The following is a 10,727-nucleotide window of genomic DNA, read 5'->3' as shown; positions in this document are numbered from 1 at the left end:
TGGAGAGCCCGCGCTTGGCGACCCGAAGTCCAAACAAGCGCGCACCGGTCGAAACCGCCCCCTCCCGTTCGTCGTCTTCAGGGGACATTCGCGCCTGCCAGCCGCCATTCATCGCAAGCGAGTCTTGACGAGGCGGGGGCGCCTCGGAGAATGCGCCCCGGATTGAACACAGGGGGCCGTCATCGATACCGCATTGTTGAAAGAGCTGCGCATCCAGGGCGATGAGCGCGAGGACCATGGTGGCGGGCCGCCGCGGTGGGTCTGGATCCTGGGGGTGGTGCTGATCGTGCTGGCGCTGCTGGGCGCGGGCGGCTGGTGGTGGTGGACGCAGTCCCAGGTGCCGGAGGTGCAGACCGCGAACGCGCAGGCGCGCGGCGGCGCGGGCGGCAACGCGGTGCTCCAGGCTACCGGCTATGTGACCGCGCGGCGCGCGGCCACGGTCTCGACGCAGATCACCGGCACCTTGACCGAGGTGCTGTTCGAGGAGGGTGACAAGGTCCGCAAGGGCCAGGTGCTGGCCCGGCTCGAGGATCATGCGCTGCGGGCGGCGCTGGACATGGCGCGGGCCAACGTCAAGAGCGCCCAGGCCAACATCGAGGCGACGCGGGCGCAGCTGGCGCAGGCGCAGTCCGACCTCCGGCGCCAGGACGAACTGGCCCTGAGCGGCATGACGACCCGGCAGCTGGCCGAGCAGGCCCGCACGGCGGTGACCGCGACCGCAGCGCAGCTGGAGGCGCGGCGCCGCGAGGCCGACGCCGCCTCGGCGCAGGCGGCGCAGGCGCAGGTCAACTTCGATTACACGGTGGTCAAGGCGCCGTTCTCCGGCGTCATCACCGCCAAGGCGGCCCAGGTCGGCGAGATCGTCTCGCCGCTGTCCGCCGGCGGCGGCTTCACCCGCACCGGTGTGGGCACCATCGTCGACATGGACTCGCTGGAGGTGGACGTCGACGTCAACGAGGCCTACATCGGCCAGGTCAAGTCCGACATGCCCGCCGAGGCGGTGCTGGACGCCTATCCCGACTGGCGCATCCCGGCGCATGTGATCGCGGTGGTGCCGTCGGCCGACCGCGGCAAGGCGACCGTTAAGGTGCGGGTGGCGCTGGAGCAGAAGGACCAGCGCGTCGTGCCCGACATGGGCGTGCGGGTGTCCTTCCTCGCCGGCAAGGCGCAGGCGCAGGCCGCGCCGCCGCCGGGCGTGCTGGTGCCGCGGTCCGCGGTCGTCACGCGCGACGGCGCGGACGTGGTGTTCGTCGTCGTCGGCCAGAAGGCCGCGGCGCGCAAGGTCAAGCAGGGAACGCCGGTGGGCGATCAGGCGGTGGTGCTCGAGGGCCTGAAGGCCGGCGAGCCCCTGGTGCTGAATCCGCCGGAGCAGTTGCGGGATGGTGGTGCGATCAAGCTGACCGCCGCCAAGTGAACGAAGTGCATGAACCGTTGAAGCGAGGAGTCACCGTGAGCAACCTGATCGAGATCCGTGACCTGTCCAAGGTCTACACCCGCGGCAAGCAGAAGGTGGAGGTGCTGCACCACATCGACCTGGATGTCGCCCAGGGCGAGTTCCTGGCCTTGATGGGCCCGTCGGGCTCCGGCAAGACGACGCTGCTGAACCTGATCGGCGGGCTGGACCAGCCCAGCGGCGGCAGCATCGCCATCGGCGGCGAACGCATCGACCAGCTCAGTGCCGCGAAGCTGTCCAAGTGGCGCGCGGCCAAGGTCGGCTTCGTGTTCCAGTTCTACAACCTGATGCCGACGCTCTCGGCGCAGCGCAACGTCGAGCTGCCGCTGCTGCTGACCAAGCTGTCGGCCGCGGAGCGCAAGAAGCGCGCCGCGATCGCGCTGGCGCTGGTGGGCCTGTCGGACCGCGCCAGCCACAAGCCGACCGAGCTCTCGGGCGGTCAGCAGCAGCGCGTGTCGATCGCCCGGGCGATCGTGTCCGACCCGACGCTGCTGGTCTGCGACGAACCGACCGGTGACCTGGACCGCCAGTCCGCCGAGGACGTGCTGGCGCTGCTGCAGGCGCTCAACCGCGACCACGGCAAGACCATCGTGATGGTCACCCACGACCCGAAGGCCGCCGAGCGCGCGCGCCAGACGCTGCACCTGGACAAGGGCACGCTGGTCGAGCAGGTCGCCTACGCGGTGGCCTGAGCCCGCGCGGCACGGCAACGACAAGGGGTCGTCATGAAATACCTTCATCTCATCTGGGCGGCGCTGTTCCGGCGCAAGCTGCGGACGTGCTGACGCTGGTGTCCATCATCACCGCGTTCCTGCTGTTCGGGCTGCTGGACGCGGTCCGCACCTCGTTCGACCAGGCCGGCCAGTCGGCCAATGGCGCGTCGCGGCTGCAGACCGGCTCGCGGCTGTCCTTCATCCAGACGCTGCCGATGGCGCTGACCCAGCGCATCCAGGCGGTGGACGGCGTCAAGATGGTGACCTACGCGAACTGGTTCGGCGGCGCCTACCAGGACCCGCACAACCAGGTCTTCAGTTTCGCGGTGGCGCCGAACTACCTGGACGCCTATCCGGAGATGGTCGTCACCGACCAGGCGAAGCAGGCCTTCGCCTCGACCCGCATCGGCGCGCTGGTCGGCGAGGGCCTGGCCAGGCGCTTCAACTGGAAGGTCGGGGACAAGATCCCGCTGCAGTCGACGATTTTCCCGGACCGCAGCGGCAGCAAGAACTGGCAGTTCGAGATCGTCGGCCTGATCCACGCGGCGGACAAGAAATCCGGCGGCTGGTACGACCAGATGTTCCTGCTGAACTGGAAGTACTTCGACGACACGACGCCCTACAACCAGGGCGCCGTCGGCTGGTACGTGACGCGCGTGAACGACGCCAACCAGGCGGACCGCGTGGCCAAGGCGATCGATGCGATCTCGGCCAACTCGGACCATGAGACGCGCACGCAGACCGAGCAGGCGGCGATGGCCTCGTGGATGAAGCAGGTCGCCGACATCGGGCTGATCGTCAGCTCCATCATGGGCGCGGTGTTCTTCACGCTGCTGCTGCTGTCGGGCAACACGATGATGCAGGCGGTGCGCGAGCGCACCAGCGAGATCGCGGTGCTCAAGACGATCGGCTTCTCGGGGCACAGCGTGCTGGCGATGGTGCTGGCGGAGTCCATCCTGCTGCTGGTCATCGGCGGCGTGATCGGACTGGGCCTGGCCAGCGTGCTGGGTCCGATCATCAGCGCGGGCAGCGGCGGGTCCCTGAACCTGCCGGCGGCCGGCTTGAACAGCTGGGCCATGGGTGTGGGCTTCATGGTGCTGTTCGGGGTGATCGTCGGCGCGCTGCCGGCGCTCAACGCGATGCGGCTGAACATCACCGACGCGCTGGCGGGGAGGGCCTGAACATGAAATTCCTGAAGAACCTGGGACTGGTGCTGCTGCTGGCGCTGGTGCTGGCCGCGTGGGTGATGCTGCCGTGGTTCGGCGCCCTGGCGCTGGCCGTGCTGCTGGCGCTATGGATGCTGCTGACGCGGCGGGGGGCGCAGGCCCGGTCGGTGACCAGCGTCGGCGTCAGCACGCTGCCGCAGCGGCTGGGCTCGTCGGCGGTGATCGTCGTGGGCATCGCCGGCGTCGTCGGCGTGCTGGTGGCGCTGCTGGCGATGGCCGAGGGGTATGCCGAGACCTTGCGCAAGTCCGGCAGCGAGGACACGGCGATCGTGCTGCGCGGCGCGTCGGCGGCCGAGGTGGCGTCGGTGATGTCGCGCGAGGACATCACGCAGATCGCGCAGGCGCCGGGCGTGGCCAAGAGCGCCAAGGGCGAGCCGCTGGTGTCGGCCGAGACGTGGTCGCGGCCAACCTGCCGGTCAAGGGCACGACCACCGACGAGGAAGGCAGCGTGCAGATGCGCGGCTTGGGCGATGAAGCCTTCGCGGTGCGGCCGCAGGTCAAGATCATCAGCGGGCGCAAGTTCCAGCCCGGGCTCAAGGAGTTGATCGTCGGCCAGGGCGCGGCGCGGCAGTTCGAGGGCCTGGAGCCCGGCAAGCAACTGCGGCTGGGCAGCCAGATGTGGACGGTGACCGGCGTGTTCGCGTCGGGCGACTCGATGGAATCGGAGCTGTGGGCCGACGCGCCGGTGGTGGCCGAGACCTATCGCCGCGGCGCGAGCCGCAATTCGGTGACGGTGAAGCTGACCGATGCGGCGGACTTCAAGGACTTCAAGGCCGCGCTGGAGGCCAATCCGCAGCTCAAGGTGGACGCCACGACGACGCTGGCCTTCTTCGCCAAGCAGTCGGAGCAGATGACCAAGATCCTGCGGATCATCGGCATCGTGGTGGGCAGCATCATGGCGGTGGGGGCGGTGTTCGGCGCGCTGAACACCATGTTCGCGGCGGTCGCCACACGCGCCCGGGAGATCGCCACGCTGCGCGCGATCGGCTTCCCCGGCCTGCCGGTGGTGGTGGCGGTGATGCTGGAGACCATGCTGCTGGCGGCGCTGGGCGGATTGATCGGCGGTGGCATCGCCTACCTGCTGTTCAACGGCCACGCGGCGTCGACGATGGCGGCCGGGTCGGTGGGCAAGCTGAGCTTCGAGCTCCGGGTGTCGGGGCAACTGCTGTGGGAAGGCCTGAAGTGGGCCCTGGCCATCGGATTCATCGGCGGTCTGTTCCCGGCGGTGCGGGCGGCCAGCGTGCCGGTGACGACGGCGCTGCGGGAGCTTTGATGATATGAAGAGCCGCGACCCTCAGGAGATGGTCGCGGCTCGTTTTGCTCAAGGGCGCGCAGCTGCACACGTCTGCGGAGCGGCGCGCTGTCGCCTCGCCGAGCCCTTCAAACGCAGCAGCTTGCGATGCAGGTCCCACGCAATGCTCAAGGCATCGGCGGCGCACTTCATGTCGACGCGCTGGTCAAGCACGTAGTCCGCCTTCTTGCGCAGACCGTGAAGCAGCGACAGCCTGAACGCCAGCTGCTTTCCGTGGGTCATGAGCCGCTCGCGGGTCAGGCGATGAGCCCGGCCGTCGCGAACCGTCACCTTCATCGCATCCCGCGCGACCAGGAAGACGCCGTAGTAGGCGCGCGAAATGGCCGAGCGCAGCCAGGCCTCTCGCTCGTCCTCGGCCAGTTCCTCGGCCAGGCAAAGGAACTCACTGGGATTGAATGCGGTCATCAGCCGGTCCTCCGAGGTTCCTGGCACCCTCGTCAAGGGGCCTGGCGGCATGGCGCCCCGTCCGGGGAAAGAGGGTGACCGGCCCCGCGATATGAGCCAGGTGCAGGGGAAATTGATCGTAGAAGGCGTCTTCCTCGGGGTGGTTCAACTGCTCGCGCTCGGAAAAGCCGTAGACGCTGAAGATGAGGATGCCTGCCGATTCGTCGTCGGGGCAGATTTGCGTGGTGATCTCGCGATCAGGGAAGCTGCTCACCAGATGGGCGCAGAAGGCATCGAGGTCTTCCTCGCTGATCTCGTCGTGACATCGCAGGAAATCCTTCCTCATCTGTTCATGCTGCTCGGAGCCGATCAGCGCTTCACCGTCGTCACCAACGCGTTGCGGAGGCGCGGTCGTCGAGCGATGGGTGGATGCCAGGGTGGCGTTGACCTGCTCGGTCTCGGCCTGGGTCATGGGTCGCATGGATGTTCTCCGTCGTCAGGTGAATCGGAATTCGCCGCAGCGCTGCGATGCATGTCGCGGCGATCGAGTTCCGTGATTGTTCAAACCTGACCCTCGTTCGGCCATGACCCAAACTGGTTGGCGAAGGGGGATAAAAAGACCAGGAAGAGAACCCCCGAAAGAGGGCTTCGGTGCGGCGGGGCGTCAGCGTCGAGCCAGGTCTCGATTCGCAGGCGTCAGTTGAACGCCGCCAGCATCCGCTCCAGCGCGACCATGAAGGGCTGATGCATCAGCGGCAGCGTCGCCACCAGCCCCACGAGCCCGATGCTGACCGTCAGCGGGAAGCCCACCGAGAACACGTTCAGCTGCGGTGCCACCCGCGAGATGATGCCCAGCACCAGGTTCACGAACATCAGCATCGTGATCAGCGGCAGCGCGATCCACAGACCCATGCGGAAGATCTCCGCGCCCCACACCTGCGGCTGCGCCACGCGCAGGAAGCGGAAGGGCTCCTCGCCGACCGGGAAGGCCTGGAAGCTCTCCACCAGCGAGTTGATCAGCATCAGGTGTCCGTTGATCGCGACGAACAGGAAGGCGACCATCGAGCCCAGGAAGCGCGACGAGGACGTGCCCTGCGAGCCGGTCGACGGATCGAAGAAGCCGGCGAAGTTCAAGCCCATCTGCAGGCCGATCAGTTCGCCGGCGAATTCCAGCGCGGCGAACACCACCCGCACCGCGAAGCCCATCGCCAGGCCGATCAGCAACTGTTGCGCGACCGCCGTCAGCAGCTGCGGCAGGGAGTCCAGCGGGATCACCGGCATGGCCGGCAGCGACGGCTGCGCCGCCACCGCGATGAACAGCGCCAGGCCGATGCGCACCCGCGTCGGCACCTGGCGCTGGCTGAACACCGGCATGCCGGCGAACAGCGCCAGCGTGCGGATGAACGGCCACAGGATCGGGTTGATCCAGGCCAGCAGTTGCGCTTCGCTGAAGGAGATCATCGGAGCGGCCGGAGGAACGGCGGGCAGGGCGGCGGGCTCAGCCCAGCGCCTGCGGAATGCTCTGCAGCGTGCGCTGGATGTATTCGACCAGCGTCGTGATCATCCAGGGCCCGGCGATGGCCAGCACCAGCACGGCGGCGACGATCTTGGGCACGAAGGACAGCGTCGATTCGTTGATCTGCGTCGCCGCCTGGAACACCGACACCAGCACGCCGACGGCCAGCACCGTCAGCAGGATGGGCGCCGCCACCATCAGCAGCACGTACAGGCCCTGCTGGCCGATCGTGAAGACCTGTTGAGCATCCATGGACTTCTCCTTGCGGACCGCGCCGCTACTGCGCGAACGAGGCCGCCAGCGATCCCAGCAGCAGGTTCCAGCCGTCCGCCAGCACGAACAGCATCAGCTTGAAGGGCAGCGACACCAGCACCGGCGACAGCATCATCATGCCCAGGCTCATCAGCACGCTGGAGACGATCATGTCGATCACCAGGAAGGGGATGAAGATCAGGAACGCGATCTGGAAGGCCGATTTCAGCTCGCTGGTCACGAAGGCCGGCACCAGCACGCGGAAGGGCACGTTCTCGGGCGCGACGTTGGGCTCGAGCTTGGCGAGCCGGGCGAACAGCGCGACGTCGGACTGGCGCGTCTGCTTCAGCATGAAGGACCGCATCGGCACCTGCGCGCGGTCCAGCGCCACGTCGAAGCCGATCTGGCCGCTCTGGTAAGGCTGCCAGGCCTCGGCGTAGACGCGGTCCAGCGTCGGGCTCATCACGAAGAAAGTGAGGAACAGCGACAGGCCCACGATCACCTGGTTGGGCGGCGCCGCCTGCGTGCCCAGCGCCTGGCGCAGCAGCGACAGCACGATCACGATCCGGGTGAAGCCGGTCATCATCAGCAGCACCGCCGGCAGGAAGCCCAGCGCGGTGAAGAACAGCAGCGTCTGGATCGGTACGGAGTAGCTGTTGCCGCCGGCGCCCTGGCCGATGATCAGCGGCACGCTGGCCGGCGCGCCGCCGCCCTGCTGGGCCCAGGCCGCGGCGCCCAGGCCGCCGAGCGCGGCGAGCACCGCCAGTGCGCGCAGTGGGCGACGCGGCGGGAAAGGGAGGTGGGGGACCGTCATGCGCCGTGCCCGATCAGGTCGAGGTGGGAGAGCCGGGGCCATCGGCGTGCCTGCCGCCGAGGTTGCGCTTGAGCAGCGAGGAGAACGAGGGCTGCGCGGACTGCAGCGCCGCGCCGGCATCGGCCTGCGGCGGCATCACGTGCAGGGTGCGGATCTGCTGGCCGGTGATGCCCAGCACCAGCCATTGGCGGTCTTCGTCCTGGCCCACCTCGACGATCACGATGCGCTGGCTCGGCGCGATCACGAGCTGCGCGACGGTGCGCAACTGCCCGCCCAGCGCCGCGCCGCCCAGCGGCGTGCGTTTCAGCAGCCACAGCACGACGGGGATCAAGGCCAAAATGGCCAGGAACCAAAGGAGTGGGACGAGGCTGTTGTTCATGGCCGGCGACTATAGCCGCCGAAGGGTCTCAGGCCTTGCTGAGGCGGCGCATGCGTTCGGAAGGGGTCACGATGTCGGTCAAGCGGATGCCGAACTTGTCGTTGACCACCACGACCTCGCCTTGCGCGATCAGGTAGCCGTTGACCAGCACGTCCATCGGCTCGCCGGCCAGCGCGTCCAGCTCGACCACCGAGCCCTGCGCCAGCTGCAGGATGTTCTTGATCGGGATGCGCGTGCGGCCCAGCTCCACCGTCAACTGGACCGGGATGTCCAGGATCATGTTGATGTCGCTGCCCGGCAGGTTGCCCGGCGTCGGCGCGAAGTTGGTGAAGGCCGCCGGCGCGACCTGCTCGGCCACCGGCTGCACCTCGGCCGCGACCTCGCTGCCGCCGCCTCCGCCAGCCTCCGCCAGCGCCGCCGCCCATTCGGCGGCCATCGCGTCCTGTTCGTCCATCGGGGTGTTGTCAGCCATTGCGGGCTCCCAGCCAGCCGGCATCCGGGCCGGTCAGCATCTTTTCAATCTTGATCGAATACTTGCCGTTCGAAGTGCCGTAATGGCAGTCGAACACCGGCACGCCGTCCACCTTGGCCTGGATGATCTGCTCCAGGTCCAGCTCGATGAAGTCGCCCGGCTTGAAGGCCAGCAGCTGTTCCACCGTCGCGGGCGCCTTGGCCAGCTCCGCCACCAGCTCGACCTCGGCCGACTGGATCTGGTGCTTGAGCAGGTTGACCCAGCGACGGTCGGGTTCGCTCGAGTCGCCCTGCGTGGTGCTGTACAGCACGTCGCGGATCGGCTCCAGCGTCGAGTAGGGAATGCAGAAATACACCGTGCCGCTGGTCTCGCCGATCTCCAGCGTGAACGAGGTCGAGACGACGATCTCGCTGGGCGTGGCGATGTTGGCGAACTGCGGCTGCATCTCCGAGCGCTGGTACTCGAGCTCCAGCGGATAGATGCCCTTCCAGGCCTTGAGGTACTCCTGGATGATCACTTCCACCAGGCGCAGGATGACCCGCTGCTCGGTGGCGGAGAAATCGCGGCCCTCGATGCGGGTGTGGAACTTGCCAATGCCGCCGAACAGGGAGTCGATCACCGCGAACACCAGCGTCGGGTCGCAGACGATCAGCCCGCTGCCGCGCAGCGGCTTGACCGACACGATGTTGAAGTTGGTCGGCACCACGATCTCGCGCAGGAAGGCGCTGTACTTCTGCACCTTGATGCCGCCGATGGCGACTTCCGGGCTCTTGCGGATGAAGTTGAACAGCCCGATGCGGATGTTGCGCGCGAAGCGCTCGTTGATGATCTCCATCGTGGGCATGCGCCCACGGACGATCCGTTCCTGGCTGGCGAGGTTGTACTCGCGGATGCCACCGGTCTGGACCTCCTCGGCCTCGAGCTTCTGGCTCTCGCCGGTGATGCCCTGGAGCAGGGCATCGACTTCGTCTTGCGACAGGATTTGCTGATTCATCGCCTGATCCCTTCGGGAACTCCGCTCACTGCACGATGAAGGTGGAGAAGAGCACCTGCGTCACCGGGCTCTCGACCGGGCGTTTCTTTTTCTTCTTTTTCTTCGGCGCGGCGTCTTCGTCCTCTTCCTCGTCGTCGAGCTCGATGCCCATCGGACGCACCGACTCGCGGCGGATCTCGCGGGCCAGCTTCTCCTTGCCTTCGCCACTGAGCAGCTCGGCCGAGGTCTTGTGCGACAGCACGATCAGCACGTTGTTGCGGATCGCCGGCATGTAGGCCTTGAGCTGGTCGGCGAACTTGGGATCGGCCACCTCCAGCGTGATGCCGATCTGCGCGAAGCGGTCGACTTCCTTGTCGGCCAGGTTCACGGTGAACGGATCCAGCGGAACGAAGGTCGGCGGCGTGCCGGGCTTGGCGTGGGCGGTGGCCGCGGGCTTTTCCTCGGCGGCGCCTTCCTCGTCCTCGGCATGGGACTTCTTCTTCATCATCAGCAACGCGGCGACGCCCACCAGCACCACCACCAGGACGATGGCGATGATGATGATCAGCTTCTTCTTGCCGCCACCCTTGACGGCGGCGTCGTTGCCTGCGGCGGCTGTGGCCATGGGCGCTCCGATGATGAAAAAAATGGATCTGGCGGGGAACCGGACCTGACGATCCGGCAATGGCTCCCATTGTGAAGCGCCGCCCCCGCGCTCAACGCGCGAAAAGGCGGCGGATTCCGGTCAGACTCGCGGACCGTCAGGCGTACAGGTCGACCAGCCCGCGCGGCGCGGTGCGCCGTTCGCCGCGACCGGTGGCCGCGACGGCCCCGTCGTCGTCACCGCGGCCGCCGCGGCGACCGTTGCCGTTCGACGCGCCGTCCGGGCTGCCGTCACCGCGATTCTGTCCGCCTTGGGAGGAGGTCTGGGCGAACACCCCGCCACCGCTCAGGGTCAGCCCCTGGGCCTGCAGGGCGGCCGCCAGGTCGGGCAGGGTGCGTTCCAGGACTTCCCGGGTGGCCGCCTGCTGCGCATGGAAATTCACCTGCGCCTGCTGGCCGTCCAGCTGGATGTTGATCGACACCGGGCCCATCTCGACCGGGTTCAGCTGGAGCTGGGCCTCATGGATGCCGTCCTGGATCAGCAGGCTGACGCTGGCCGAGAGCTCGGGCGCGAAGTCGGGGCTGTCCATCGGCTGGCTCAGCGGCACGCTGGGCGCCGGGGCCGGCGCG

15 protein-coding genes are annotated in these 10,727 nt (G+C 67.8%); 5 read left to right on the top strand and 10 right to left on the bottom strand.

The features are described 5' to 3' along the window. The first annotated feature begins 196 nt into the window (after positions 1-196). The 5 genes from FUT87_RS09855 to FUT87_RS09840 all read left to right on the top strand — a co-directional run bounded on the left by FUT87_RS09855 (position 197) and on the right by FUT87_RS09840 (position 4,665). Positions 197-1,414, top strand: coding sequence for an efflux RND transporter periplasmic adaptor subunit (locus tag FUT87_RS09855; RefSeq protein ID WP_222617105.1), 1,218 nt, complete (start codon positions 197-199; stop codon positions 1,412-1,414). Positions 1,415-1,449: 35 nt separating this feature from the next. Continuing rightward, complete coding sequence (locus FUT87_RS09850) at positions 1,450-2,145, top strand: ABC transporter ATP-binding protein (protein WP_147240902.1); 696 nt, start codon at positions 1,450-1,452, stop codon at positions 2,143-2,145. Positions 2,146-2,243: 98 nt separating this feature from the next. Beyond that, positions 2,244-3,347, top strand: coding sequence for an ABC transporter permease (locus tag FUT87_RS09845; protein WP_222617103.1), 1,104 nt, complete (start codon positions 2,244-2,246; stop codon positions 3,345-3,347). Positions 3,348-3,349: 2 nt separating this feature from the next. Then, complete coding sequence (locus tag FUT87_RS30515; protein ID WP_255511754.1) at positions 3,350-3,937, top strand: hypothetical protein; 588 nt, start codon at positions 3,350-3,352, stop codon at positions 3,935-3,937. Then, the gene (locus FUT87_RS09840) at positions 3,847-4,665 is read left to right on the top strand and encodes an ABC transporter permease (RefSeq protein ID WP_255511753.1); all 819 of its coding nucleotides are present in this window, start codon (positions 3,847-3,849) and stop codon (positions 4,663-4,665) included. The genes FUT87_RS30515 and FUT87_RS09840 overlap by 91 nt, the downstream gene beginning before the upstream one ends. Positions 4,666-4,713: 48 nt before the next feature. Here the strand turns inward: FUT87_RS09840 and FUT87_RS09835 are convergent, their stop codons facing one another. The 10 genes from FUT87_RS09835 to FUT87_RS09790 all read right to left on the bottom strand — a co-directional run. Continuing rightward, positions 4,714-5,109, bottom strand: coding sequence for a hypothetical protein (locus tag FUT87_RS09835; protein WP_091722308.1), 396 nt, complete (start codon positions 5,107-5,109; stop codon positions 4,714-4,716). Then, positions 5,087-5,569, bottom strand: coding sequence for a hypothetical protein (locus FUT87_RS09830; RefSeq protein ID WP_147240901.1), 483 nt, complete (start codon positions 5,567-5,569; stop codon positions 5,087-5,089). Before FUT87_RS09830 ends, FUT87_RS09835 begins: the two co-directional genes overlap by 23 nt. 215 nt (positions 5,570-5,784) lie before the next feature. Next, positions 5,785-6,549, bottom strand: a complete 765-nt coding sequence (gene fliR, locus FUT87_RS09825; RefSeq protein WP_091722317.1) for a flagellar biosynthetic protein FliR — start codon at positions 6,547-6,549, stop codon at positions 5,785-5,787. Between the two features lie 37 nt (positions 6,550-6,586). After that, positions 6,587-6,856: a flagellar biosynthesis protein FliQ gene (gene fliQ, locus FUT87_RS09820; RefSeq protein ID WP_091722320.1), complete on the bottom strand. Its 270-nt coding sequence runs from the start codon at positions 6,854-6,856 to the stop codon at positions 6,587-6,589. A gap of 25 nt (positions 6,857-6,881) precedes the next feature. Next, a complete protein-coding gene (gene fliP / locus FUT87_RS09815; protein ID WP_147240900.1) occupies positions 6,882-7,670 on the bottom strand; it encodes a flagellar type III secretion system pore protein FliP in 789 nt (262 codons plus the stop codon). A 13-nt stretch (positions 7,671-7,683) separates the two neighbouring features. Continuing rightward, positions 7,684-8,049 (bottom strand): flagellar biosynthetic protein FliO, encoded by a 366-nt coding sequence (locus FUT87_RS09810; RefSeq protein ID WP_091722327.1) that lies wholly within the window; start codon positions 8,047-8,049, stop codon positions 7,684-7,686. 28 nt (positions 8,050-8,077) lie between these two features. Beyond that, a complete protein-coding gene (fliN, locus tag FUT87_RS09805) occupies positions 8,078-8,521 on the bottom strand; it encodes a flagellar motor switch protein FliN (protein ID WP_091722331.1) in 444 nt (147 codons plus the stop codon). Further along, a complete protein-coding gene (gene fliM / locus FUT87_RS09800) occupies positions 8,514-9,515 on the bottom strand; it encodes a flagellar motor switch protein FliM (protein ID WP_091722333.1) in 1,002 nt (333 codons plus the stop codon). The genes fliN and fliM overlap by 8 nt, the downstream gene beginning before the upstream one ends. 25 nt (positions 9,516-9,540) lie before the next feature. Further along, positions 9,541-10,119 carry a flagellar basal body-associated protein FliL gene (fliL, locus tag FUT87_RS09795; RefSeq protein ID WP_091722336.1) on the bottom strand — a complete coding sequence of 193 codons (579 nt, stop codon included), beginning with the start codon at positions 10,117-10,119 and terminating at the stop codon, positions 9,541-9,543. Positions 10,120-10,255: 136 nt separating this feature from the next. Next, positions 10,256-10,727 (bottom strand): flagellar hook-length control protein FliK (locus FUT87_RS09790; RefSeq protein ID WP_147240899.1); only part of this gene is annotated, 472 nt, incomplete at its 5' end.

It is taken from the genome of Mitsuaria sp. TWR114, from assembly GCF_007997345.1.
This window is presented reverse-complemented; position numbering and strand designations above follow the sequence as displayed.